This window comes from Kitasatospora acidiphila (genome assembly GCF_006636205.1).
Lineage (GTDB): Bacteria > Actinomycetota > Actinomycetes > Streptomycetales > Streptomycetaceae > Kitasatospora > Kitasatospora acidiphila.
The window spans coordinates 6,479,779-6,504,796 of sequence record NZ_VIGB01000003.1; the positions used below are offsets into that span (position 1 = coordinate 6,479,779).

Annotated in this window: 21 protein-coding genes; 19 read left to right on the forward strand and 2 right to left on the reverse strand. The window is 71.5% G+C overall.

Going from position 1 to position 25,018, the window contains the following annotated elements:
- Positions 1 to 7: 7 nt before the first annotated feature.
- The 14 genes from E6W39_RS30640 (at position 8) to E6W39_RS30705 (ending at position 16,883) form a co-directional block, all read left to right on the forward strand.
- Positions 8 to 616, forward strand: coding sequence for a septum formation initiator family protein (locus tag E6W39_RS30640; protein WP_181799510.1), 609 nt, complete (start codon positions 8 to 10; stop codon positions 614 to 616).
- The gene (locus E6W39_RS30645; protein ID WP_141636251.1) at positions 613 to 2,751 is read left to right on the forward strand and encodes a peptidoglycan D,D-transpeptidase FtsI family protein; all 2,139 of its coding nucleotides are present in this window, start codon (positions 613 to 615) and stop codon (positions 2,749 to 2,751) included. The genes E6W39_RS30640 and E6W39_RS30645 overlap by 4 nt, the downstream gene beginning before the upstream one ends.
- Positions 2,752 to 2,755: 4 nt before the next feature.
- Positions 2,756 to 4,420, forward strand: coding sequence for a UDP-N-acetylmuramoyl-L-alanyl-D-glutamate--2,6-diaminopimelate ligase (locus E6W39_RS30650; RefSeq protein WP_407658503.1), 1,665 nt, complete (start codon positions 2,756 to 2,758; stop codon positions 4,418 to 4,420).
- Positions 4,417 to 5,823 carry a UDP-N-acetylmuramoyl-tripeptide--D-alanyl-D-alanine ligase gene (locus E6W39_RS30655; protein ID WP_141636253.1) on the forward strand — a complete coding sequence of 469 codons (1,407 nt, stop codon included), beginning with the start codon at positions 4,417 to 4,419 and terminating at the stop codon, positions 5,821 to 5,823. Before E6W39_RS30650 ends, E6W39_RS30655 begins: the two co-directional genes overlap by 4 nt.
- Positions 5,820 to 6,881 (forward strand): phospho-N-acetylmuramoyl-pentapeptide-transferase, encoded by a 1,062-nt coding sequence (mraY, locus tag E6W39_RS30660; protein ID WP_101379936.1) that lies wholly within the window; start codon positions 5,820 to 5,822, stop codon positions 6,879 to 6,881. Before E6W39_RS30655 ends, mraY begins: the two co-directional genes overlap by 4 nt.
- Positions 6,881 to 8,296: a UDP-N-acetylmuramoyl-L-alanine--D-glutamate ligase gene (murD, locus tag E6W39_RS30665; protein ID WP_141638044.1), complete on the forward strand. Its 1,416-nt coding sequence runs from the start codon at positions 6,881 to 6,883 to the stop codon at positions 8,294 to 8,296. Before mraY ends, murD begins: the two co-directional genes overlap by 1 nt.
- Positions 8,297 to 8,475: 179 nt before the next feature.
- Complete coding sequence (gene ftsW, locus E6W39_RS30670; protein ID WP_141636254.1) at positions 8,476 to 9,837, forward strand: putative lipid II flippase FtsW; 1,362 nt, start codon at positions 8,476 to 8,478, stop codon at positions 9,835 to 9,837.
- Between the two features lie 6 nt (positions 9,838 to 9,843).
- Positions 9,844 to 10,950, forward strand: coding sequence for an undecaprenyldiphospho-muramoylpentapeptide beta-N-acetylglucosaminyltransferase (gene murG / locus E6W39_RS30675; RefSeq protein WP_101379933.1), 1,107 nt, complete (start codon positions 9,844 to 9,846; stop codon positions 10,948 to 10,950).
- A complete protein-coding gene (locus tag E6W39_RS30680; protein WP_181799511.1) occupies positions 10,943 to 11,734 on the forward strand; it encodes a cell division protein FtsQ/DivIB in 792 nt (263 codons plus the stop codon). The genes murG and E6W39_RS30680 overlap by 8 nt, the downstream gene beginning before the upstream one ends.
- Positions 11,735 to 12,127: 393 nt before the next feature.
- Positions 12,128 to 13,321 (forward strand): cell division protein FtsZ, encoded by a 1,194-nt coding sequence (gene ftsZ, locus E6W39_RS30685; RefSeq protein ID WP_141636256.1) that lies wholly within the window; start codon positions 12,128 to 12,130, stop codon positions 13,319 to 13,321.
- A 135-nt stretch (positions 13,322 to 13,456) separates the two neighbouring features.
- Positions 13,457 to 14,200: a YggS family pyridoxal phosphate-dependent enzyme gene (locus tag E6W39_RS30690; RefSeq protein WP_141636257.1), complete on the forward strand. Its 744-nt coding sequence runs from the start codon at positions 13,457 to 13,459 to the stop codon at positions 14,198 to 14,200.
- A 269-nt stretch (positions 14,201 to 14,469) separates the two neighbouring features.
- Positions 14,470 to 15,087, forward strand: coding sequence for a cell division protein SepF (locus E6W39_RS30695; protein ID WP_141638045.1), 618 nt, complete (start codon positions 14,470 to 14,472; stop codon positions 15,085 to 15,087).
- A gap of 81 nt (positions 15,088 to 15,168) precedes the next feature.
- A complete protein-coding gene (locus E6W39_RS30700) occupies positions 15,169 to 15,459 on the forward strand; it encodes a YggT family protein (protein ID WP_101379928.1) in 291 nt (96 codons plus the stop codon).
- A gap of 50 nt (positions 15,460 to 15,509) precedes the next feature.
- Positions 15,510 to 16,883, forward strand: a complete 1,374-nt coding sequence (locus E6W39_RS30705) for a DivIVA domain-containing protein (protein ID WP_141636258.1) — start codon at positions 15,510 to 15,512, stop codon at positions 16,881 to 16,883.
- 148 nt (positions 16,884 to 17,031) lie between these two features.
- Here the strand turns inward: E6W39_RS30705 and ileS are convergent, their stop codons facing one another.
- Positions 17,032 to 20,160, reverse strand: coding sequence for an isoleucine--tRNA ligase (gene ileS, locus E6W39_RS30710; protein WP_228718424.1), 3,129 nt, complete (start codon positions 20,158 to 20,160; stop codon positions 17,032 to 17,034).
- Positions 20,161 to 20,755: 595 nt separating this feature from the next.
- Here ileS and E6W39_RS30715 point away from each other — a divergent pair.
- From E6W39_RS30715 to E6W39_RS30735, 5 genes are all read left to right on the forward strand, one after another.
- Positions 20,756 to 21,274 carry a TraR/DksA family transcriptional regulator gene (locus tag E6W39_RS30715; protein ID WP_407658504.1) on the forward strand — a complete coding sequence of 173 codons (519 nt, stop codon included), beginning with the start codon at positions 20,756 to 20,758 and terminating at the stop codon, positions 21,272 to 21,274.
- Positions 21,275 to 21,468: 194 nt separating this feature from the next.
- On the forward strand, positions 21,469 to 22,041 hold the full coding sequence (gene lspA / locus E6W39_RS30720) for a signal peptidase II (RefSeq protein WP_220140283.1): 573 nt from the start codon (positions 21,469 to 21,471) through the stop codon (positions 22,039 to 22,041).
- Between the two features lie 28 nt (positions 22,042 to 22,069).
- A complete protein-coding gene (locus tag E6W39_RS30725) occupies positions 22,070 to 23,008 on the forward strand; it encodes an RluA family pseudouridine synthase (protein ID WP_101379921.1) in 939 nt (312 codons plus the stop codon).
- The gene (locus E6W39_RS30730) at positions 23,008 to 23,466 is read left to right on the forward strand and encodes a GNAT family N-acetyltransferase (RefSeq protein WP_141636262.1); all 459 of its coding nucleotides are present in this window, start codon (positions 23,008 to 23,010) and stop codon (positions 23,464 to 23,466) included. The genes E6W39_RS30725 and E6W39_RS30730 overlap by 1 nt, the downstream gene beginning before the upstream one ends.
- Positions 23,467 to 23,496: 30 nt before the next feature.
- Entirely contained in the window at positions 23,497 to 23,982 is a 486-nt protein-coding gene (locus E6W39_RS30735; protein ID WP_141636263.1) for an LURP-one-related/scramblase family protein, read from the forward strand.
- A 7-nt stretch (positions 23,983 to 23,989) separates the two neighbouring features.
- On the opposite strand, the gene E6W39_RS30740 is transcribed toward E6W39_RS30735, so the two are convergent.
- The gene (locus E6W39_RS30740; RefSeq protein WP_228718425.1) at positions 23,990 to 24,991 is read right to left on the reverse strand and encodes a mechanosensitive ion channel family protein; all 1,002 of its coding nucleotides are present in this window, start codon (positions 24,989 to 24,991) and stop codon (positions 23,990 to 23,992) included.
- Positions 24,992 to 25,018: the final 27 nt, after the last annotated feature.

Genomic DNA, 25,018 nt, shown 5'->3' on the forward strand with positions numbered 1-25,018 from the left:
GGCGACAGTGAGGGAGAAGACGGTGCGGGCCGGCGAGGGCATCCAGCAGGGCCGGCTGCTGCCGGGGCAGTTGGGGCGGGCGCGGATCACCGTGCGCCCCGGGCGGTCGCCGCGCGGCAGCGTCCGGGGGCGGACGCCGTTCGTGGTGCTGGTGGTGGTGCTGCTGGCGCTCGGCCTGCTGGGGCTGCTGATGCTCAACACCGCGCTGAACGAGAACTCCTTCGAGCTGGCCAAGCTGCAGAAGCAGACCAGCACGCTGACCGACCAGCAGCAGGCGCTGCAGCAGGAGATCGACCGCCGGTCGGCCCCGGACGCGCTCGAGAACGCGGCCCGCCAGCTGGGCATGGTGCCCGGCGGCGACCCGGCCTTCCTGCTGGACGGCGGCAAGGTGATCGGCTCCCCGGGGCCGGCCAAGGACAGCCCGCCGGTCAAGCGCTCCGACACCGGTCTGTGGCCGGGCGCCGGCCGGCCGGCCCCATCTGCCGGCCAGTCGGCCGCCCCGCCGGCGCCGTCCGGCTCGCCCGCCGCCCCCGACCCGGCGGCCACCGGCGAGGGCGCGCTGCGGTTCGACTCCGTGAGCCCGTCGACCAGCCCGAGCGGAAGCCCCAGCCGATGACCACGCCCCGCCGTCCCCGCACCCCCGGCGAGCAGCCGCGCCGCGACCGCCCGGCCACCCCGCAGCAGCGCCGCACCGGTGACCGGGCCGCGGGCGGCGACCGCCCGCGCCCGGCCGCGGCCCGCCGGCCCGAGGCGACCGGCAAGTCCGGCGCGGCCAGACCGTCCGCCTCGGCCAAGGCGGCCGGGTCCGCCGGCCCGGTCCGCCCCGGCACCCGCCCCGCCGCCAAGCGCCCGCCGGCCCGCCCGCAGCCCAAGCGGCTCAAGCTGGCCGACCCCAAGCGCCGGCTGCGGGTGGTCACGGTGGCGCTCGCCACCGTCTTCTCGCTGTTCGCGGCCCGCCTGGTCCAGATCCAGCTGGTGGACTCCTCGAACCTGGCCGCCGACGCCAGCACCTACCGCTACATCGACGTCCCGCTGCCCGCCGCCCGCGGTTCGATAACGACGGCGGACGGGGTGGCGCTGGCCACCACCGTGGACGCCTACGACGTCACCGCCGACCCGACGATGTTCACCCAGGACGCGCTCTACGTGCCGGACGGCCCCGAGCAGGCCGCCGACCTGCTGGCCCCGATCCTGAACATGCCGCGGGACAAGGTGGTGGCCAAGCTGCGCACCAGGACCAGGGGCCTCACGGTGGCGCCCCGGCAGACCCCGCAGGCCCGCAACCAGATCACCGACCTGCGCAACGCGCTGATCAAGAAGACCGACACCGCCACCTGCCGCACCCAGAAGGCCAAGGCCGCCAAGATCGTCGCCCAGGGCGGCCACAGCACCATCGACTCCGCCTGCGTGAACCCGCTGGAGGGGATCTTCTTCAACGAGACCACCGCCCGGGTCTACCCCGGCGACGGGCTGGCGTCCAACCTGGTCGGCTTCGTCAACGCGGAGGAGGCCGGCGCCGGCGGCCTGGAACTGCAGTACCAGCAGCAGCTGGCCGGCAAGGACGGCCGGCGCACCGGCGCGGTCTCCGGCACCCAGCCGATCCCCACCAGCGGCGGCTCCCAGCAGGACCCGGTGCCCGGCAGCGACATCCGGCTGACCATCAACCGGGACATCCAGTGGGCCGCCCAGCGGGCCATCACCGACCAGGTGGCCGCGGCCGGCGCGGACAAGGGCTACGTGATCGTCCAGGACGTGAAGACCGGCCAGGTCCTGGCGATGGCCACCTCGCCCACCTTCAACCCCAACGACCTGTCCGGCGCCCGCCCCGAGGACCTCGGCAACACCGCCGTGCAGGACGCCTTCGAGCCGGGCTCCACCGCCAAGCTGATGACCATGGCGGCGGTGCTGGACACCGGCACCGCCAACTGGGACGCGCACGTCACGGTGCCCGGCACGCTGCAGCGCGGCGACCACGTCTTCCACGACGACGTCGACCACGGCACCTGGTACCTGACCCTGGCCGGGGTGCTGGCCAAGTCGTCCAACATCGGCACCATCGAGGCGGCCGGCCAGCTCGGCCCGACCCAGCAGCAGGCCAACCAGGTGCTCGGCGGCTACCTGCAGAAGTTCGGCATCGGCCAGCCGACCGGCCTGAACTTCCCGGGCGAGACCCGGGGCCTGCTGGCCGACCCGAAGAACTGGAAGGGCTCCCAGCAGTACACCATCCCGTTCGGCCAGGGCCTGTCGGTCAGCGCGCTGCAGGCCACCTCGGTCTACTCCGCCATCGCCAACGGCGGGGTGCGGGTGGCGCCGAGCGTGGTGGCCGGCGTCACCGGCCCGGACGGCCACTACACCCCGGCCGCGCCGGGCGCGCAGAGCCGGGTGGTGAAGCCGGAGACCGCCAAGACCCTGGAGCAGATGCTGGAGTCCGTCGTCAGCGACGAGCAGGGCACCGGGAACACCGCCCAGATCCCCGGCTACCGGGTCGCCGGCAAGACCGGAACCGCCAACCGGGTCGATCCCAAAACCGGAGAGTACAGCGGTTACACCGCCTCGTTCATCGGCTTCGCCCCGGCCGACGCGCCCCGGGTGACCGTCTCCTGCGTCATCCAGAACCCGCAGAACGGCCACTTCGGCGGCCAGCTGTGCGGGCCGGTGTTCAAGCAGGTGATGGAGTTCGCCCTGAAGACCCTGCAGGTGCCGCCGAGCGGCAGCGAACCTCCGAACCTGCCCGTCGAGTGGAAGCCCTGAACCTGTGAACCCTGTCACACCCCTGTCCGCCGAGTCCCCAGCGCCCCAAGGGACGCCGGTCGACTCACTTGGCTTCCAGCGCCCCGCGCCCGATACCCTGCCCGCCGTGCCGAAATCAGACCAAACCAGTGTGAGCCCGCCCCGACCGACCGGGACGGTGCCCACCCCGCTCGCCGAGCTGGCCGATCTGCTGGGCCTCGCCCCGGTCCAGGGCGCGCCGGCGACCGGCATCACGCACGACTCCCGCGCGGTGCGCCCGGGCGACCTGTACGTGGCCTTCGGCGGCGCCAACCACCACGGTGCGGCCTTCGCCGCCGGTGCGGTGGCCGCCGGCGCCGTCGCGGTGCTGACCGACCCGGTCGGCGCCGAACAGGCCGGGCCGCTGGCCGTGCCGGTGCTGGTGGTCGAGCAGCCGCGGGCCTGGATGGGCCGGCTGGCCGCCCGGATCTACGGTGACCCGTCGCGCGCCCTGCTGACCATCGGGATCACCGGGACCAACGGCAAGACCACCACCTCGTACCTGATCGAGGCCGGCCTCAAGGGCGCACTGCGGACCCCCGGCGTGATCGGCACCGTGGAGATGCGGGTCGGCGACGAGCGGATCAAGAGCGAGCGCACCACCCCGGAGGCCACCGACCTGCACGCGATCCTCGCGGTGATGCGCGAGCGCGGCGCCGACTCGGTGGTGATGGAGGTCTCCAGCCACGCGCTGGTCTTCGGCCGGGTCGACGGGGTCCGCTACGACGTGGCGGTCTTCAACAACCTGACGCCCGAGCACCTCGACTTCCACCCGGACATGGAGGACTACTACCGGGCCAAGGCCCGGCTGTTCGAGTCCGACCGGGCGGCCGCCGCCGTGATCAACCTGGACGAGGAGTACGGCCGCCGGCTGGCCGGCGAGACCGCGCTGCCGGTCACCACCTTCTCCGCGACCGGCCACCCGGAGGCCGACTGGCGCGCGGTGGACGTGCAGCTGGGCCCGGCGAGCTCCACCTTCACGGTGAGCGGACCCGGTGGAGAGTCGGCGCAGGCCGAGGTGCCGCTGCCCGGCCCGTTCAACGTCTCCAACGCGCTGGCCGCGATCACCGCCCTGGTCACCGCCGGGCTGCCGCTGGCCGCGGCGGTCGCCGGAGTGGCCGCCGCCCCCGGCGTGCCGGGCCGGCTGGAGCGGGTGGACGCCGGGCAGGAGTACGTCGCGGTGGTGGACTACGCGCACAAGCCGGACGCCCTGCAGGCGGTGCTCGCATCGCTGCGCGAGGTGACCAAGGGCCGGCTGCACGTGGTGATCGGCTGCGGCGGCGACCGCGACCCGTTCAAGCGCGGCCCGATGGGCGCCATCGCCGCCCGGCTCGCCGACACCGCGGTGCTGACCAGCGACAACCCGCGCTCCGAGGACCCGCTGACGATCCTGGCCAGCATGCTGGCCGGCGCCGCCGAGGTGCCCGAGGCGGAGCGCGGCGAGGTGCTGGTGGTCCCGGACCGGGCCGAGGCGATCGCCGACGCGGTGGCCCGGGCGCACCCGGGGGACACCGTGCTCGTGGCCGGCAAGGGCCACGAGCTGGGCCAGTACGTCAAGGGCGAGGTACGCCCGTTCGACGACCGGGAGGTGCTGCGCGCGGCCGTCGCCCGGCACACCGATCCCGAGCAGCGAGGAGTGGAGCAGTCGTGATCGCACTGACCCTGGCGGAGCTGGCCGCCGTGACGGGCGGTGAGCTGTCCGAGGTGGCGGACCCGCAGGCGCGGGTCACCGGCCCGGTGGTGATCGACTCCCGCAAGGTCGAGGCGGGCAGCCTGTTCGCCGCCTTCCGCGGTGAGCAGGTGGACGGCCACGACTACGCCGAGCGCGCGGTGGCGGCCGGTGCCGTCGCGGTGCTGGCGGAGCGCCCGGTCGGGGTGCCCGCCGTGGTTGTGCCGGACGCGCAGCGGGCGCTGGGCCTGATCGGCCGCGCCGTGGTGGAGCGGGCCAAGGGCGCCCGGCTGGTGGCGCTGACCGGCTCGGCCGGCAAGACCAGCACCAAGGACCTGATCGCCCAGCTGCTGGTCAGGCTCGGCCCCACGGTGGCCACCGAGGGCTCGCTCAACAACGAGCTGGGCTTCCCGCTGACCGCCACCCGGGCCGAGGAGGACACCCGGCACCTGGTGCTGGAGATGGGCGCCCGGCACAAGGGCGACATCGCCTACCTGTGCGAGCTGGCCCGCCCCTCGATCGGCCTGGTGCTGAACGTCGGTTCGGCGCACCTGGGCGAGTTCGGCTCCAAGGAGGGCATCGCGCAGGCCAAGGGCGAACTGGTCGAGTCGCTGCCCGCGGACGGCACCGCGGTGCTCAACGCCGACGACCCGCTGGTGCGCGCGATGGCAGACCGTACCAGGGCGAAGGTGGTGCTGTTCGGCGAGAGCTCGAAGGCCGACGTCCGGGCACAGGACGTTCGCCTGGACTCCACCGGCCGTCCATCGTTCACGCTGACCACCCCGGCCGGTTCCGCTCCGGTACGACTGCGCCTGTACGGTGAGCACCACGTCTCGAACGCCCTCGCCGCCGCCGCGGTGGCGATGGAGCTCGGGCTGTCCGTCGACGACACCGCCGCCGCCTTGGGCGAGGCCGGTGCGCTGTCCCGCTGGCGCATGGAAGTCGTCGACCGGGCCGATGGTGTGACCGTCGTGAACGACGCGTACAACGCGAACCCGGAGTCGATGCGGGCCGCGCTGCGCGCGCTCGCCACGATGGGCGGCCGCGGTCCGGAGCGCCGCCGTACCTGGGCGGTGCTCGGCGAGATGCGGGAGCTCGGCGAGGAGAGCCTCGACGAGCACGACGCCATCGGCCGGCTCGCGGTCCGACTCGACGTCACCAAACTGGTGGCGGTGGGCGGACGGGAGGCGGCCTGCATGGAACTGGGCGCGAGGAACGAAGGTTCGTGGGGTGAGGAGTCGGTGCTGGTGTCCGACGCGGACGCGGCGGTCGAGCTGCTGCGCGATCAGCTGCGGCCAGGGGACGTGGTGCTGGTGAAGGCCAGCCGTTCGGTGGGACTGGAGAGGGTGGCCGAGGCCCTCCTCGCGGATGGTGCCGCCCAGTGAAGCAGATCCTCTTCTCCGGCATGATCGGTCTGGTGCTGTCGCTGCTCGGCACGCCGGCCCTGATCAAGCTGCTGGCCCGGCAGGGCTACGGCCAGTACATCCGGGACGACGGGCCCAAGGCCCACCACAGCAAGAAGGGCACGCCCACCATGGGCGGCATCGCCTTCATCCTGGCGACCGTGATCGCGTACTTCGCGACCAAGGCGATCGTCGGGTCGGCGCCGCGGGCCTCCGGCCTGCTGGTCCTCTTCCTGATGGCGGGGCTCGGCCTGGTCGGCTTCCTGGACGACTACATCAAGGTGGTCAAGCGCCGCTCGCTGGGCCTGCGGGCCAAGGCGAAGCTGGCGGGCCAGTCGATCGTGGGCCTCGGCTTCGCGATCCTGGCGCTGCAGTTCAAGGACAGCCGCGGGATCACCCCGGCCTCCATGCACCTGTCGTTCACCCAGGACTTCGGGTGGCAGATCGGCCCGGTGCTGTTCGTGATGTTCGCGTACTTCATGATCGCGGCGATGTCGAACGGCGTGAACCTGACGGACGGTCTGGACGGCCTGGCCACCGGCGCCTCGGTGCTGGTCTTCGGCGCCTACACCTTCATCTGCGTGTGGGAGTACAACCAGAGCTGCGCCAACGTGATCACCGCCACGGCCAAGTGCTACGAGGTGCGCGATCCGCTGGACCTCGCGGTGGTCGCCGCCGGCCTGATGGGCTCCTGCTTCGGCTTCCTGTGGTGGAACACCTCGCCGGCCAAGATCTTCATGGGTGACACCGGCTCGCTGGCCCTCGGTGGCGCGCTCGCCGGTCTGGCGATCTGCTCGCGCACCGAGCTGCTGCTGGCGCTGCTCGGCGGTCTCTTCGTGATCATCACCCTGTCGGTGATCATCCAGGTCGGCTCGTTCCGGCTGACCGGCAAGCGTGTCTTCAAGATGGCACCACTCCAGCACCACTTCGAACTGAAGGGCTGGAGCGAAGTCCTGATCGTGGTCCGGTTCTGGATCATCCAGGGGCTCTGCGTCGCCGTCGGCCTCGGACTCTTCTACGCGGGTTGGATGACGAACTGATGGACTGGCAGGACCTTCCGGTCACCGTGGCGGGCCTGGGCGTCTCCGGGGTCAGCGCGGCCCGGGTGCTGCGCGACCTGGGCGCCCGGGTCACCGTGGTCGACGGCGGCGACAGCCCGGTGCTGCGGGACCGGGCCGCCGAGCTCACCGGCATCACCGTGCGGCTCGGCGACGCGGACACGCTGCCCGAGGGCACCCGACTGGTCGTCACCTCGCCCGGCTGGCCGCCGAGCAGCCCGCTGTTCCTGGCCGCCGCGGCCGCCGGGGTGGAGGTCTGGGGCGACGTCGAGCTGGCCTGGCGGCTGCGCAAGCCGCTGCCGGCCACCGGCGAGCCGGCCCCCTGGCTGGCCGTCACCGGCACCAACGGCAAGACCACCACGGTCCAGATGCTCGCCTCGATCCTCACCGCCGCCGGCAAGCGCACCGCCGCGGTCGGCAACGTGGGCGTCTCGGTGCTGGACGCGGTGCTCGCCGAGGAGCCGTACGACGTGCTCGCCGTCGAGCTCTCCAGCTACCAGCTGCACTGGGCGCCGTCGCTGCGGGTGCACTCGGCGGCCGTGCTCAACCTGGCCCCCGACCACCTGGACTGGCACGGCTCGATGGAGGCCTACGCGGCCGACAAGGGCCGGATCTACCAGGGCAACCAGGTGGCCTGCGTCTACAACCTGGCCGACCCGGCGACCGAGGAGCTGGTCCGGGAGGCCGACGTCGAGGAGGGCTGCCGGGCCATCGGCTTCGGCCTGGGCACACCGGCGCTCTCGAACTTCGGCGTGGTCGACGAGCTGCTGGTGGACCGCGCCTTCGTGCCGGGCCGGGACAAGAACGCGGCCGAGATCGGTTCGATCTCCGACGTCAACCCGCCGGCCCCGCACAACATCGCCAACGCGCTGGCCGCCGCCGCACTGGCCCGCGCCTACGGCGTGGACGCCAAGGCGGTCCGGGACGGCCTGCGGGCCTTCCGCCCGGACGCGCACCGGATCGCGACGGTCGCGGAGGTCGGCGGCGTCACGTACGTCGACGACTCCAAGGCCACCAACACCCACGCCGCCGCCGCCTCGCTGCGCGCCTACGACCCGATCGTCTGGATCGCCGGCGGACTGGCCAAGGGCGCCGAGTTCGACGACCTGGCCAGTCAGGCCGCCGGCCGATTGCGGGCCGCCGTGCTGATCGGCGCCGACCGCGCGCTGATCCGCGAGGCGCTGGCGCGACACGCCCCGGATGTACCGGTGATCGAACCGGCCGAGGGCCAGACTGGCGCGGTGGCGATGGCCGCGGTGGTCCGGGCGGCCGCCGAGCTCGCCCGACCAGGGGATACCGTGCTCCTCGCCCCCGCCTGCGCCTCGATGGACATGTTCACCAACTACGGCGAGCGGGGCGACCTCTTCGCCGAGGCGGTGCGGGGGCTGACGGACTAGAAGGTCTCAGGGCCCGCCCGAGCCAAAGGGCCCGCCGGTGTCGGCAGTGCTTGATCAGCCGCTCCGCGGCGGGGACAAGCGACCGAGGAGCGTCGACACCGGGTCGCAGGGCCCGGGTGGGGGCACCTCCCAGCCGTCAGGCTGGGGGAGAGTGGCGACTAACACAGAGGGACGGCGCGGTGGCGGGTCAGAGCAAGGCGGACACGACCGCGCCGTCCTCGTCGGGTCCGGCGCTGATCTCCGCCACCAGCACGGTCTTCAAGGCCCAGGGGGCGGTGGGCCGGCTGCGGGCCCTGCGGGAGCGGCTGCGCTACACCCTGAGCCGCCCGCTGACGCCCTACTACCTGCTGCTCGGCTCGGCCTCGCTGCTGCTGGTGCTGGGCCTGGTCATGGTCTTCTCCTCGTCCAACATCACCGCGATCCGCGACGGCCTGCCCGGCCAGTTCTTCTTCCGCAAGCAGCTGGTCGCGGTGGTGCTGGGCAGCGCCCTGCTGGTGGCCGCCGCCCGGGTGCCGGTCGCGGTGCACCGGGTGCTGGCCTATCCGGTGCTGCTCGGCTCGATCGGCGCGATGGTGCTGGTGGCCATCCCCGGCATCGGGATGAAGGTCAACGGAAACCGGAACTGGCTGAACTTCGGCTTCTTCCAGGTGCAGCCCTCGGAGTTCGCCAAGCTGGCGCTGCTGCTCTGGGCGGCCGACCTGCTGGCCCGCAAGCAGAAGGCCGGCACCCTGACCCAGTGGAAGCACCTGCTGGTGCCGCTGGTGCCGGGCGCCCTGGTGCTGCTGATGCTGATCATGCTCGGCGGCGACATGGGCACCTCGATGATCCTGGTGGCCATGGTCTTCGCGCTGCTCTGGATGGTCGGCGCGCCGCTGCGGCTGTTCGTCGCCACCCTGGGCATCGCCGTGGTGGCCTGCACCGCGCTGATCATCACCGTGCCGCACCGGCTCGACCGGCTGTCCTGCATCGGCATCACCAAGCCGGTCGCCAACCACGACTGCTTCCAGGCACTGCACGGCCTCTACGCCTTCGGGCTGGGCGGCACCTTCGGCACCGGCCTGGGCGCCGGCTACGAGAAGTGGGGCCAGCTGCCCGAGGCGCACACCGACTTCATCTTCGCCGCGACCGGTGAGGAACTCGGTCTGGTGGGGACGCTGTCGGTTATCGGTCTCTTCGCGGCACTAGGGTATGCGGGTATCCGAGTGGCCATCGGCACGAAGGACTCCTTCGTCAGGTATGCCGCGGGAGCCGCCACTACGTGGATCATGGCCCAGGCCATGATCAACCTGGGGTCGGCGTTGGGACTGCTGCCCATCGCGGGCGTGCCCCTCCCGCTGTTCTCCTACGGGGGATCCGCGATGCTGTCGGCCATGACGGCGATCGGGATGCTGCTCTGCTTCGCACGCAGCCTTCCCGGAGCGAAGGCGGCGCTCGCCGCCCGGAGCTCGAAGTCCCGGTTCAGGACAGGTCTGCGCCGGGTGCTGCCACGACGACGAACCACAGCGCGGTCGGCTCCCCGGCCACCGCGCAGGGAGCGGTGAATTTCGGTGCATGTCGTACTCGCCGGCGGAGGCACCGCCGGCCACATCGAGCCGGCCATGGCGCTCGCGGACGCGCTGCGCAGGCACGACCCCAGCATCGGCATCACCGCGCTCGGCACCGAGCGCGGCCTGGAGACCCGGTTGGTACCCGAGCGCGGTTACCAGCTGGAACTGATTCCGGCCGTTCCGCTGCCCCGCAAGCCCACCCCCGAGCTGATCACCGTTCCCGGTCGGCTGCGCGGTACCGTCCGCGCGGCGCAGGAGATCATCGAGCGGGTCAACGCCGATGCGGTGGTGGGCTTCGGCGGCTACGTCGCGATGCCGGCCTACCTGGCCGCCAAGCGGGCCGGGGTGCCGATCGTGGTGCACGAGGCCAACGCCCGCCCGGGCCTGGCCAACAAGATCGGCGCCCGCTACAGCGACTTCGTCGCGGTCTCCACCCCGGACAGCAAGCTGCGCGACTCGCGCTACATCGGCATCCCGCTGCGCCGGACCATCGCCACCCTGGACCGCAACGCGGTGCGCCCCGAGGCCCGGGCCTACTTCGGCCTGGACCAGCGGCTGCCCACCCTGCTGGTCTCGGGCGGTTCGCAGGGCGCCCGCCGGCTCAACGAGACCGTCCAGGCGATCGCGCCGCGGCTGCAGCAGTACGGCGTGCAGATCCTGCACGCGGTCGGCCCGAAGAACGAGCTGCCGCAGATCGACGACATCCCGGGCATGCCGCCGTACCGGGCGCTGCCCTACGTGGACCGGATGGATCTGGCCTACGCCGCCGCCGATCTGATGCTCTGCCGGGCCGGCGCGATGACGGTGGCCGAGCTGGCCGCGGTCGGCCTGCCGGCCGCCTTCGTGCCGCTGCCGATCGGCAACGGCGAGCAGCGGCTGAACGCCCAGCCGATGGTCAAGGCCGGCGGTGGCCTGCTGGTGGACGACGCCGAGCTGACCCCGGACTGGGTGATGGCCAATGTGCTCCCGGTGCTCACCGACCCGCAGCGGCTGTGGGACATGAGCCGGGCCGCCGCCGAGTTCGGCCGCCGGGACGCCGACGAGCTGCTGGTCGGCATGGTCTACGAAGCGATCGACGCGGCACGTGGCGGCCGGCGACGTGGCTGACCGGCTGGTCGGCGAACGGCGGGCCCGGGCCGCCGAGGCGGACGAGGACCCGGACGAGCCGGTCCGGGTCCCGCTGCGGCTCTCCCGGCGCGGCATCGTGGTGCTCAGCTCGCTGGGCGCCCTGGTGCTGGCCGTGATCGGCTGGGTGATCTTCTTCTCCTCGGCGCTGGACGTGCGCACGGTCGCCATCCAGGGTCTGCAGAACGACCAGCTGACGGTGGATGAGGTGCGCCAGGCCGTGGGGCCGCTGCAGCACGGTCCGCTCGCCCGGGTCGACCTGGACGCGGTACAGCACCGCGTCCAGGCCATCCCCAGGGTGGCCCGGGCCGAGGTCTGGCGCGGCTGGCCGCACACCCTGCGGATCAAGGTGATCGAGCGTCAACCAGTGGCAGCCGTCAAGGGTGCTGACGGTAAGTTCACCCAAATGGATGCATCCGGGGTGAGTTTCGCCACCGCGGACACACCACCGGCGGGGGTTCCGGTGGTCCAGCTGCAGCTCAGTCAGCCCGCTCAGGACGCCGCCGCGGTGCTGCCGCAGGCCGCGCTGGTGCAGGGCGCGGTCAAGGTCGCGGCCGGTCTGCCGGCCGAAGTGGCCAAGCAGGGACCGTCATTGCTGGTCCGTTCGTATGACGACATCGAGATCGGACTGCCGAGCGGGGTGACGATCCGTTGGGGGAGTCCCGAGCAGGTCGACCGCAAGGCGGTCGTGCTGCGGGCACTGCTGAAGCAGTCCGCCAAGGTCTATGACGTGACCGCTCCTGATGCCCCGGCGATCTCGAGTTGACCGAAATCGGGTAGGTTCTGATGCTGGGGAGTCATTGACGATCTGTCGATGCGTCCCCGACCCTGGGTGGTCTCGAATCTTCGTCAGCTCCAGGGCTGAGCCTGGTGCTTGTCACTGGGCGATGATCACATAGGCTCAAAAGAAAAAAGGGAAGCTCGGCGTGTTCGTTGAACACGGACCCGCCCGGCACTTAGTGTCCTGTGTCACCAGGCTGTGCCTCGCGGCTCGTTGACGTAGGCGCGGCGTGAACCCTCAACGTCAAGTTTAGGGTTCGGGTCGGCGGTCTCCATTTCGGACAATCAGTCAGGAACCGGGCTCCCCACCCATCGACATCCGTCGGCTCTCCCAGACCCAGGAAGCCGACCCGGACATCCGAGGCGAGAGGCCTTCGACGTGGCAGCACCGCAGAACTACCTCGCAGTCATCAAGGTCGTCGGTATCGGCGGCGGCGGTGTCAACGCCATCAACCGGATGATCGAGGTCGGTCTGAAGGGCGTCGAGTTCATCGCGATCAACACCGACGCGCAGGCCCTGCTGATGAGCGACGCCGACGTCAAGCTCGACGTCGGCCGGGAGCTCACCCGCGGCCTCGGCGCCGGGGCCAACCCGGAGGTCGGCCGCAAGGCCGCCGAGGACCACCGCGAGGAGATCGAGGAGGTCCTCAAGGGGGCCGACATGGTCTTCGTCACGGCCGGCGAGGGCGGCGGCACCGGCACCGGCGGCGCGCCGGTGGTGGCCAACATCGCCCGCTCGCTCGGCGCGCTGACCATCGGCGTGGTCACCCGCCCGTTCACCTTCGAGGGCCGCCGCCGGGCCAACCAGGCCGAGGACGGCATCGCCTCGCTGCGCGAGGAGGTGGACACCCTGATCGTCATCCCGAACGACCGGCTGCTCTCCATCTCCGACCGCCAGGTCAGCGTGCTGGACGCGTTCCGCTCGGCTGACCAGGTGCTGCTCTCCGGCGTCCAGGGCATCACCGACCTGATCACCACTCCGGGTCTGATCAACCTGGACTTCGCCGACGTCAAGTCGGTCATGTCGGACGCGGGCTCGGCGCTGATGGGGATCGGCTCGGCGCGCGGCGAGGACCGCGCCAAGGCGGCCGCCGTGATGGCGATCTCCTCCCCGCTGCTGGAGGCCTCGATCGACGGCGCCCGCGGCGTGCTGCTCTCCATCTCCGGCGGCTCCGACCTCGGCCTGTTCGAGATCAACGAGTCGGCGCAGCTGGTCAGCGAGGCGGCGCACCCCGAGGCCAACATCATCTTCGGTGCGGTGATCGACGACGCGCTGGGCGACGAGGTCCGGGTCACCGTGATCGCGGCCGGCTTCGACGGCGGCCAGCCGCCGGCCATCGTGCGCGACCCGGTGGTGAAGACCACCCCGGCCCCGCCCGCCGAGCGTCCGACCAGCCGACCCTACGGCGGCGTCGGCTCGGTGACGGGTCGTTCGACCGAGGACAGCGCCCCGGCCCCGGTCAAGCCGGAGCCCCCGGTGGTCCCACCGGTGCCGCCGCAGGTGCAGCCGACCCGGCTGCCCTACGTGGAGAGCCCGGCCGAGGAGCTCGACGTGCCGGACTTCTTGAAGTAGGGCACGGCCTGAAGTGAGGCTCTGCTCGAAGTAATTTGTAGGATCTTCTGCAGGCTTCGATGCCCATCCCGCCACTGGCCGGGGTGGGCATCGTCGTGTGAGCGGGCAGTGTGAACAAGAGGAGGGACAGGAGATATGACGGAAGGACAGTCGGCCGGGGTCCCGGCCGCGCGCCTTGAGCAGCTCCGCGCCGGCCTCGCCACGGTCGAACGGCGGATCGACGCCGCCTGCGCGGCGGCCGGCCGGCCCCGCTCCGAGGTGACCCTGGTGGTGGTCACCAAGACCTACCCCGCCTCGGACACCCGGCTGCTCGCCTCGCTGGGGGTGCGGCACGTCGCCGAGAACCGCGACCAGGACGCCGCGCCCAAGGCGGCCGACTGCGCCGACCTGCCGCTGATCTGGCACTTCGTCGGACAGTTGCAGACCAACAAGGCGCGCTCGGTGGTGCGCTACGCGCACCATGTTCACTCGGTCGACCGGTCCCGGCTGGTCAGCGCCCTCTCCGAGGCGGTGCTCAAGGCCGAACGCCGGGAGCTGGGCTGCCTGGTGCAGGTCGCCTTCGATGGCGGCACGGCCCAGGGCCGGGCCGGGGTGCCCCCGGAGCAGGTGCTGGAAATGGCCGATCTGATCGCCGACACGCCCGGTCTGCGGCTGGACGGTGTGATGACGGTCGCTCCGCTCACCGGTCCGCTGACCGGCGACCCGTCCGCCGCCTTTACGCGTCTGGCGGAAATCTCAACCGCCGTACGCGCGAGCCATCCGGCTGCCACGATGGTGTCGGCAGGGATGAGCGGCGACCTCGAGCAGGCGATTGCCGCCGGGGCGACACATGTACGCGTCGGTACGGCGGTGCTCGGTGCGAGGTCACCCCTCGGGTAACGTCACCGGGTAGTAGATCAGACTGCAGGACAAATCAGGACAAAGCACGGATTAGTCCTGCTGAACCGACAGCACATCGTGGATCGTAAGGCCGCGGCCACGCACACGGACTGACGGATCGTCGGCTCACCGTAGTCGGGATCTGACGGAAGGTGAGCGGACCGCGGTCCTGGGCACCTGGCTCCCTGGGTCACCGTACTCGACGGAGCCGGGTTTCGCGGGCCAGGCCAGTGACCGAGCCGATCCACCACAGAGCGGAGGACAGGAGCATGGCCGGCGCAATGCGCAAGATGGCGGTCTACCTCGGCCTCGTGGAGGACGAGACGTACGACGGCCAGGGTTACGACCCGGACGACGACTACGACACGGACCCCGAGCCGATCCGGACCGGACGGACCGAGGACATCCCGCGCCCGGCGGCGCCCGCCGCCGCCCCCACGGCGCAGGTTGCCTCGATCGCGCCCCAACCCCAGCCGGTGGCGGCCGCCGTGCCGATCCGGCAGGAGCAGCCCCGGATGGCCCCCGTGTCGTCCATCACACCCGAACGCCGCCAGAATCTGGAGAAGAGTGCCCCGGTGATCATGCCCAAGGTCGTCAACGAGCGGGAGTCGTACCGCATCACCACGCTGCACCCGAGGACCTACAACGAGGCCCGTACCATCGGGGAACAGTTCCGTGGCGGTACCCCGGTGATCATGAATCTGACCGAGATGGACGACACCGACGCGAAGCGGCTCGTAGACTTCGCGGCTGGACTCGTCTTCGGTCTGCACGGCAGCATTGAGCGCGTGACTCAGAAGGTGTTCCTGCTGTCTCCTGCTAACGTCGATGTCACGGCGGAGGACAAGGCTCGGATCGCCGAGGGTGGGTTCTTCAACCAGAGCTGACCCGGCCACGACGACATGTGTGGACCTGATGGACAGTGAGTGACCAAGCGGTAGCGGAAGAAACCGGGAGAGGGATACCCGATGGGGATCGTGGGGGCAGTGCTCTACTACGCACTGACCGTCTTCCTGGTGATTCTGCTGTTCCGCCTGGTCATGGACTGGGTCTTCCAGTTCGCCCGCTCTTGGCGACCGGGCAAGGCCATGGTGGTGCTGTTGGAGGCCACGTACACTGTCACGGATCCGCCACTCAAGCTTCTTCGGCGGTTTATCCCGCCGTTGCGTCTCGGGGGCGTGGCGCTCGACCTGTCCTTCTTCGTACTGATGATCATTGTGTATGCCCTGATCTCGCTCGTGCAGCGTCTGCCGTGGTGAGCGATGCGGCAGGATGCCATCTGTGCCGACGATCACGTTGAGGTGAAGAGATGCCGTTGACCCCCGAGGACGTTCGGAACAAGCAGTTCACGACCGTCCGCTTGCGCGAAGGCTATGACGAGGACGAGGTCGATGCCTTCCTCGACGAGGTCGAAGCCGAGCTGACCCGCCTGCTGCGCGAGAACGAGGACCTGCGGGCCAAGCTCGCCGCCGCGACCCGGGCTGCCGCGCAGAACCAGGCGAACATGCGCAAGGAGCCTCCGCAGGACGCGCAGCGGCCCGGTGCCCCGGTGCCCGCCGCCATATCCGGTCCGCCGGTCCCTGGTCAGCAGGGTCCCGGCCAGCAGCAGCCCCAGCCTCAGCAGCAGATGGGCGGCCAGCCGCTGGGTCTGCCGTCCGGCGCTCCGCAGCTGCCGGCCGGTCAGGGCATGCCGCCGCAGCAGGGCCAGATGCCCGGCCAGGGCATGCCGCCCCAGCAGCAGGGCATGGGCACCATGGGCGGTCAGCAGCAGCTGGTGCAGCAGCAGGGCATGCCGCAGCAGCAGGGCATGGGCACCATGGGCGGCCAGCAGCAGCTGGTGCAGCCGATGGGCGGTCAGATGCTGCAGCCGATGCCGTCGCCGATGCAGCAGGGCGGCCCGATGGGTGGCCAGATGCCGCAGCAGATGGGCCAGACCATGGGCGGTCAGCAGCAGCTGGCGCCGATGGGCGGTCCGCTCGGTGGTGGCCCGCTCGGCGGCCCGATGCAGCAGCAGGGTCCCGGTGGCGACAGCGCCGCCCGGGTGCTGGCGCTCGCTCAGCAGACCGCCGACCAGGCGATCTCCGAGGCGCGCTCCGAGGCCAACAAGATCGTCGGCGAGGCCCGCAGCCGTGCCGAGGGCCTGGAGCGGGACGCCCGCGCCAAGGCCGACGCGCTGGAGCGGGACGCTCAGGAGAAGCACCGGGTCGCGATGGGCTCCCTGGAGTCCGCCCGCGCCACCCTGGAGCGCAAGGTCGAGGACCTGCGCGCCTTCGAGCGCGAGTACCGCACCCGCCTGAAGTCCTACCTGGAGACCCAGCTGCGCCAGCTGGAGTCGCAGGCGGACGACTCGCTGGCTCCGCCGCGGATCCCGGCCACCGCCTCGCTGCCGCCGGCGGCCTCCTCGATGGCCTCCACCGGTGCCCCGTCGTTCGGCGGTCAGTCCTCCTTCGGCGGCTCCAGCCCGTCGTTCGGTGGCAGCTCCCCGTCCTTCGGCGGCGGCAACGGCCAGCCGTCGTTCGGCGGCGGGCAGCCCTCGGGCAGCGGCGCGCCGCAGATGGCCCCGGCCGGCATGACCCAGCCGATGGCCGCGGTCCGTCCGCAGCCGCCCCAGCCGATGCAGCCCATGCAGCAGGCCCCGGCCCCGATGCGCGGCTTCCTCATCGACGAGGACGGCGACAACTAAGTCGGGTCACACCCACGAGGGCGCCCCTACCGCGATGCGGTGGGGGCGCCCTCGTTCGTGCTTCCGCGCTTCCGTGCTCCGAGGTGCCGACGGCTGAGGGCCGGGGCCGCGCCCGTGCGCGCGGCCCCGGCCCTCAGCCAGTGCGGTGTTACGCCTTGCGCAGCTGGAAGGTCAGTTCCAGACCCTCGTCCGCGAAGGTGTCCGACTCCCAGTCGGCGGCGCCGTCGGCGAAGTCCACGGCCAGCACCTCCTCGGCGACCAGCGGGCCGTGCTCGGTGATGGCGGCGACCGTCTCCTCGGCCGCGGACTGCCAGCGCAGCACGATCCGGTCGGCGACGTCGAGGCCGGAGTTCTTGCGGGCCTCCTGGATCTGCCGGATCGCGTCGCGGGCGATGCCGAGGCGCTTGAGCTCAGGGGTGATCGCCAGGTCGAGGGCGACGGTGGCGCCGGACTCGTTGGCGACCGCCCAACCCTCGCGCGGGGTCTCGGTGATGATCACCTCATCGGGGGAGAGGCTGATCGTCTCACCGTCGAGCTGGACCGAGGTCTCGCCCGAGGCGCGCAGCTCGGCGGCCAGCACGGCGGCGTCCGCAGCGGCCACCGCCTTCGCCACCTCCTGCACGCCCTTGCCGAACCGCTTGCCCAGCGCCCGGAAGTTGGCCTTGGCGGTGGTGTCGACCAGCGACCCGCCGACCTCGGTGAGCGACTCCAGCACCGAGACGTTGAGCTCCTCGGCGATCTGCGCCCGCAGGTCGGCCGGCAGCTCGTCCCAGCCCTGGGCGGCGATCAGCGCGCGGGACAGCGGCTGACGGGTCTTCACGCCGGACTCGGCGCGGGTCGCCCGGCCGAGCTCGACCAGGCGGCGGACCAGCGCCATGTGCCGGGAGAGGTCCGCGTCGATCAGCTCCTGGTCCGCCTCCGGCCAGCTGGACAGGTGCACCGAGGCCGGGGCGTCCGGGGTGACCGGCACCACCAGGTCCTGCCAGACCCGCTCGGTGATGAACGGCGTGAGCGGCGCCATCAGCCGGGTGACCGTCTCCAGGGCCTCGTGCAGGGTGGCGAGCGCGGCGGCGTCGCCCTGCCAGAAGCGGCGGCGGCCGCGGCGGACGTACCAGTTGGACAGGTCGTCGACGAAACCGGAGAGCAGCTTGCCGGCCCGCTGGGTGTCGTAGTCGGCCAGCGCCACGTCGACGTCCTTGACCAGCTGGTTCAGCTCGGAGAGCACCCAGCGGTCCAGCTGCGGGCGGTCGGCCGGGGCGGGGTCGGTCGCGCTCGGCGCCCAGCCGGCGGTCCGCGCGTACAGCGCCTGGAAGGCGACGGTGTTCCAGAAGGTCAGCAGCGTCTTGCGGACCACCTCCTGGATGGTGCCGTGGCCGACCCGGCGGGCCGACCAGGGCGAGCCGCCGGCCGCCATGAACCAGCGCACCGCGTCGGCGCCGTGCTGGTCCATCAGCGGGATCGGCTCCAGGGTGTTGCCCAGGTGCTTGGACATCTTGCGGCCGTCCTCGGCGAGGATGTGGCCCAGGCAGACCACGTTCTCGTAGGACGACTTGTCGAACACCAGGGTGCCGACCGCCATCAGGGTGTAGAACCAGCCACGGGTCTGGTCGATCGCCTCGGAGATGAACTGGGCCGGATAACGGCTTTCGAACAGCTCCTTGTTCTGGTGCGGGTAGCCGTACTGCGCGAACGGCATCGAGCCCGAGTCGTACCAGGCGTCGATCACCTCGGGCACCCGGACGGCGGTGCCGGAGCACTCACGGCAGGCGAAGGTGACCGCGTCGATGAACGGGCGGTGCGGGTCGAGGTCGCTCTGGTCGGTGCCGGTCAGCTCGCCCAGCTCGGCAAGCGAGCCGACGCAGGTGAGGTGGCCCTCCTCGCAGCGCCAGATCGGCAGCGGGGTGCCCCAGTAGCGGTTGCGGGAGAGCGCCCAGTCGATGTTGTTGTTGAGCCAGTCGCCGAAGCGGCCGTGCTTGACCGTCTCCGGGTACCAGTTGGTGGCCTCGTTCTCGCGGATCATCGCGTCCTTGACGGCGGTGGTCCGGATGTACCAGGACGGCTGCGCGTAGTAGAGCAGCGCGGTGTGGCAGCGCCAGCAGTGCGGGTAGCTGTGCTCGTACGGGAGGTGGCGGAACAGCAGGTCGCGGGCCTTGAGGTCGGCGACCAGTGCCTCGTCGGCCTTCTTGAAGAACTGCCCGCCGACCAGCGGCACCTCGGCGGCGAAGGTGCCGTCGGCCTCGACCGGGTTGACCACCGGCAGGCCGTACTTGCGGCAGGTCGCGAGGTCGTCGGCACCGAAGGCCGGGGCCTGGTGGACGATGCCGGTGCCGTCCTCGGTGGTCACGTAGTCGGCGTTGAGGACGAAGTGGGCGTCCTCGATCTCTACGAGGTCGAACGGCCGCTGGTAGGCCCAGCGCTCCATCTCGGCGCCGGTGAACGACTCGCCGGTGGGCTCCCAGCCCTCGCCCAGCGCCTTGCCCACCAGCGGCTCGGCGACCACCAGGCGCTCGGTGCCGTCGGTGGCGACCACGTAGGTCACCTCGGGGTGCACGGCGGCGGCGGTGTTGGAGACCAGGGTCCACGGGGTGGTGGTCCACACCAGCAGCGACGCCTGGCCGGCCAGCGGGCCGCTGGTCAGCGGGAACTTCACGAAGACCGAGGGGTCGACCACGGTCTCGTAGCCCTGGGCCAGCTCGTGGTCGGACAGGCCGGTGCCGCAGCGCGGGCACCAGGGCGCCACGCGGTGGTCCTGGACCAGCAGGCCCTTGTCGAAGATCTGCTTGAGCGACCACCAGACCGACTGGATGTAGGACGGGTCCATGGTCCGGTACGCCTCGTCGAGGTCGACCCAGTAGCCCATCCGCTCGGTGAGCTTGGTGAACTCGTCGGTGTGCCGGGTCACCGACTCGCGGCACTTGGCGTTGAACTCGGCGATGCCGTACTTCTCGATGTCCGGCTTGCCGGAGAAGCCCAGCTCCTTCTCCACTGCCAGCTCGACCGGCAGGCCGTGGCAGTCCCAGCCGGCCTTGCGGGCCACGTGGTAGCCCTTCATGGTCCGGTAGCGCGGGAACACGTCCTTGAAGACGCGGGCCTCGATGTGATGGGCGCCCGGCATGCCGTTGGCGGTCGGCGGGCCCTCGTAGAAGACCCACTCGGGGCGGCCCTCGGACTGCTCCAGGCTGCGCTGGAAGACCTTCTGGTCGCGCCAGAAGCTGAGGATGCCGTGCTCGAGTGCGGGCAGGTCGACCTGGGCGGGGACGGGGTTGTAGCTGGTCACTGCGCCTCCGACGGATGCGTGGACGGGCATTCCGACGGAGGGACGAGACGACTGGCGCCCCGCGGTACCACCCTCCTTGGCCGTCGCGGTCCTGCCGACGGCCCACTCCTTGGGTCTTGCTACCGGGTCTAGTAGGCCGAGGCGGCCGTTCTTCCGGCGGCTCCGGGGTGATCTTCCCGCCGCGCACACCCCCGGGCTCGCACCATCCCCGGGTCGCTCCTGGCTGCGTACGTCGGTACTCGTCCCATCTGCGCCTTGCCGGCCCAGTCTATAGGGAGCGGGCAACCGAATTCGGCCAACCGGGCCCGGCCCCGCTGAGCAGGGCGGTTAACCGGTGATGTTCTGGGCACAACCTTGTCGCTGCCCTGGGACCGAGGTGTAACCGCTGCCCGGGTGGGATCGCGGGGTGGCGCCGGTATGTCCCGTTGTGACCGGATTCGATCAGGATTATCGTTCCGGGACCGGAGGCCGACGGGAACCGTCGGCCGGAGTCATTCGTAGATGGGGTCGAGCCATGGCTGAGAAGGCAACGGGCACGGGTACCGCTACCAGGCGGATCCGGAAGGCCATGGCAGGCGACCAAGGGGAGGGTTCCGTGACCACGACGACACGGCGGAAGACCAGCACCACCACCGGCCGGACGGCCGCCAGTCGCAACCACGTCCCCTCGGGCAGCGGTGCCCGGGCGGCCACCCGGCTCACCGCCGAGTCGGTCGACCCGGCCGAGCTGCCGGTCCGCCCGGGTGAGGACCCGTGGACCGCGGCCGAGGTCGCCGAGGTGCACGAGGAGCTCAACGACGACGTGCGGCGCCTCAAGGCCGAGATCGAGGCCGCCGAGGCGGCGCTCACCGGCCTGATGCGCGACTCCAACGACGGCGCGGGCGACGACCAGGTCGACGCCGGCACCAAGAACATCAACCGGGAGAGCGAGCTGTCACTGGCCAACAACGCCCGCGACATGCTCGACCAGAGCGAGCGCGCGCTGGCCCGGCTGGAGGGCGGCGAGTTCGGCTCCTGCGAGTCGTGCGGGCAGCCGATCGGCAAGGCCCGGCTGCAGGCCTTCCCACGGGCCACCCTCTGCGTCAGCTGCAAGGCCAAGCAGGAACGCCGCTGACACTCGTTACAAGGGTGTTGACCGGGGTCGGGCCGACGCGCGGTCCGCGAGCCGTATGCTCGACCCCGTAACGTCGGCCCCATTTCTCGGCAGCGGAGCGGATCATCACTACCCCAGGTTCCCCCCAGACGCGGGACGAGGAGTCCCAGCTCGCGGGCGCCAGCCCCGTCACCGAGCCGAGCGAGCTGCGGGCGATGGTGCGCCGCCGCCGGCTCACCCTGCTCTTCTCGGTGGCGCTGCTCGCCTACCTGCTCGACCTGGGCAGCAAGCTGCTGGTCGTCGCCAAGCTGGAGGGCCACTCGCCGATCCAGGTGATCGGCGACGTGGTCACCCTCCAGGTGATCCGCAACGCCGGTGCGGCCTTCGGCATGGGCCAGACCATGACGGTGGTCTTCACGGTGATCGCCGCCGCGGTGATCGTGGTGATCTGGCGGATCTCCCGCCGGCTCTACAGCCTGCCCTGGGCGATCGCGCTCGGCCTGCTGCTCGGCGGCGCGCTGGGCAACCTGACCGACCGGATCTTCCGGTCCCCGGCCACCTTCCGCGGCCATGTCGTCGACTTCATCTCGGTGCAGCACTTCGCGGTCTTCAACCTGGCCGATTCGGCCATCGTCTGCGGCGGCATCCTGGTGGTGCTGCTCTCGTTCCGCGGCAGCAACCCCGATGGCAGCACCCACCGCACCGCCGCTCCGGCGGCCGAGCAGGCCAAGGAGGCCAAGGGCTCCGAGGCCCCGGCCGAGCCGGCCAAGGACGACCAGGCCAACTGAGAGCAGCCGTTACGGCATACTCGTACGGGTGAGTACCGCAGCGCAGACCCGCTCCCTCCCTGTTCCGGACGGCCTGGAGGGCGAGCGTGTCGACGCCGCCCTGGCCCGGATGTTCGGCTTCTCGCGGACCAAGGCCGCCGAGCTGGCCGCCGACGGCAAGGTCCGGATCGACGGATCGCAGGCCGGAAAGTCCGACCGGGTGACGGCCGGCGCCTGGCTGGAGGTCGAGATCCCGGCCCCCGCCGCCCCGGTGCAGATCGTCCCCGAGTTCGTCGAGGGCATGCGGATCGTCCATGACGACCAGGACATCGTGCTGGTCGACAAGCCGGTCGGGGTGGCCGCCCACCCCAGCCCGGGCTGGACCGGCCCGACCGTGATCGGCCACCTGGCCGCCGCCGGCTACCGGATCTCCACCTCCGGCGCCGCCGAGCGCCAGGGCATCGTGCACCGCCTCGACGTCGGCACCTCCGGCCTGATGGTGGTCGCCAAGTCCGAGCGCGCCTACAGCGACCTCAAGCGCCAGTTCCACGACCGGATCACCGACAAGCGCTACCACACCCTGGTCCAGGGCCACCCCGACCCGCTGAGCGGCACCGTGGACGCCCCGATCGGCCGGCACCCCAGCTCCGACTGGAAGTGGGCGGTCACCCGGGACGGCAAGCCATCGGTCACGCACTACGACCTGATCGAGGCCTACCGGGCCGCCTCGCTGCTCGCCGTCAAGCTGGAGACCGGCCGCACCCACCAGATCCGGGTGCACATGCAGGCCCTGCGCCACCCCTGCGTCGGCGACCTCACCTACGGCGCCGACCCGGTGCTGGCCAAGCGGCTGGGGATCACCCGCCAGTGGCTGCACGCGGTCTCGCTGGGCTTCGAGCACCCGGCGGACGGCGAGTGGGTGGAGTTCTCCAGCCCCTACCCGGCCGACCTGCAGCACGCCCTCGACGTGATCGCCGGGGAGAGCTGATGGCTGCGGTGATCGGCACGGCCGGCGACCAGGCCGCGCTGGACGCCGCCTTCGAGGTGCGCCGGGCGGTCTTCGTCGAGGAGCAGGGCATCCCGGCGGAGCTGGAGTACGACGAGCTGGACGCCACCTCCGTGCACCTGCTGGCCCGCGACGCCGGCGGCGCGCCGCTCGGCACCGCCCGGCTGATCAGCGGCGAGCAGGCCCTGGCGCTCACCGGGATCGCCGACCGGGTGCTGCTCGGCCGGCTCGCCGTGCTGGCGGCGGCCCGCGGCACCGGGCTCGGCGCGGCGCTGGTTGGCGCCGTTGAGGAGGCCGGCCGGGCGCTCGGCGCCAAGGAGTGCGAGCTGCACGCCCAGGTGGTGGCGATGGGCTTCTACGAGCGGCTCGGCTATCGTGCCCAGGGCCCGGTCTACGACGACGCCGGGATCCCGCACCGCACCATGGTGAAGACGCTCTGAGTCGCTGGTAGTTCGTCACAAGGGGGAGCCGTGCGCTATCTGGTGCGCGACCGCATGTTCGCCTTCCACGAAGAGGCGTGGATAGAGACCGAGCACCGCGAGAAGGTGTTCAAGGTCGACCGGAAGCTGCTGCGGCTGCGCACCACCTTCGCGTTCGTCGACCCCTGGGGCCAGACCGCCGCCACCATCGTGCGCAAGGCGATGACCTGGCACCACACCATACTGATCAAGCACGACGGGGAGCGGCTCGGCAAGATCAGCCGGCGGCTCTTCCGGCTGTTCGGCGACCGCTTCGTGGTCAAGCTGCGGGACGGGCGGAAGCTGCGGATCAACGGCAACCTGTGGGACCGCGAGTTCGACATCCAGCACCGCGGCACCACCCTGGCGCACGTCTCCCGGCGCTGGTTCAGCCTGCGCGACACCTATGCGGTGGACGTGATGGAGCCGGCGGACACCACCATGCTGCTGGTGCTCGCGGTCTGCGTGGACCACATACTGCACGAGCAGCGGGACTGACGGCCCGTCAGTCGCCGGTCCGCACCCGGGGCAGTGCGTGCGGGTACCGGTCCCGCAGGAAGGCGATCAGCTCCTCCCGCACCGTGCAGCGCAGCGCGAAGGCTTGTGCCGGGTCGGCGGCCGTCATGGTGGCCCGCAGCAGCACGGTGCTCGGGGTGGAGTCGAACACCACCAGGGCCGAGTCCCGGCCGTCCCAGTGCGGGCTGGCGGCCAGCACCTCGCGCAGCCGCATCCGCAGCTCGGGCACCGGCACGGTGTGGTCCAGGTGCAGCAGCACCGAGGCGAGCAGCGCCGCGTCCCGCCTGGTCCAGTTCTCGAACGGCCGGGCGACGAAGTACGAGACCGGGACCACCAGCCGCCGGTCGTCCCAGAGCCGCACCACCAGGCAGACCAGGGTGATCTCCTCCACGATGCCCTGCTGGCCGTCCACCACCACCGTGTCGCCGATGCGCACGGTGTCGCCGAACGCGATCTGCAGGCCGGCGAAGAAGTTGCCCAGGGTGTTCTGCGCCGCGATGCCGGCCACGATGCCGATGATGCCGGCGGAGGCCAGCAGGCTGGTGCCGATCGCGCGCAGGGTGCCGAAGGTCAGCAGCATCACGGCGACGGTGAGCACGGCGATCAGCGCGCTCAGCACCCGGCGCAGGATGCTCAGCTGGGTGCGGACCCGCTGCAGCCGCGCCGGATCGTCGATCACCCTCTCGTAGCGGGCCAGCGCGGCGGTGAGCACCGCCGCGTCGATCCGCACGACCAGCCAGCCGATGGACGCGATCAGCGCCAGCAGCATCACGTGCCGCAGGTCCTTGCCCGGATGGACCACCCAGCCGAGGCCCAGCAGCAGCCCGGTCGCCACCACCAGCTGGATCGGCACCCGGCAGCGCCGCAGCGGCGCCCAGACCGTCTCGCTGGGATGCCGGGCACTCAGCCGCTGCAGTGCCTGGTCCACCAGCCAGCCGGTCAGCAGGGTGACGGCGGCGATGGAGAGCAGCGTGACGAGCGGCCAGAGCACAGCCACACGATACGCGCCGATCCGGAC

Excerpts from the sequence above, each read along its gene's own strand:
- murD (WP_141638044.1), top strand. The coding sequence starts at position 6,881 with ATGGACTGGCAGGACCTTCCGGTCACCGTGGCGGGCCTGGGCGTCTCC.
- lspA (WP_220140283.1), top strand. The coding sequence starts at position 21,469 with ATGGTGCGCCGCCGCCGGCTCACCCTGCTCTTCTCGGTGGCGCTGCTC.
- E6W39_RS30730 (WP_141636262.1), top strand. The coding sequence starts at position 23,008 with ATGGCTGCGGTGATCGGCACGGCCGGCGACCAGGCCGCGCTGGACGCC.
- E6W39_RS30645 (WP_141636251.1), top strand. The coding sequence starts at position 613 with ATGACCACGCCCCGCCGTCCCCGCACCCCCGGCGAGCAGCCGCGCCGC.
- E6W39_RS30690 (WP_141636257.1), top strand. The coding sequence starts at position 13,457 with ATGACGGAAGGACAGTCGGCCGGGGTCCCGGCCGCGCGCCTTGAGCAG.
- E6W39_RS30695 (WP_141638045.1), top strand. The coding sequence starts at position 14,470 with ATGGCCGGCGCAATGCGCAAGATGGCGGTCTACCTCGGCCTCGTGGAG.
- E6W39_RS30705 (WP_141636258.1), top strand. The coding sequence starts at position 15,510 with ATGCCGTTGACCCCCGAGGACGTTCGGAACAAGCAGTTCACGACCGTC.
- E6W39_RS30700 (WP_101379928.1), top strand. The coding sequence starts at position 15,169 with ATGGGGATCGTGGGGGCAGTGCTCTACTACGCACTGACCGTCTTCCTG.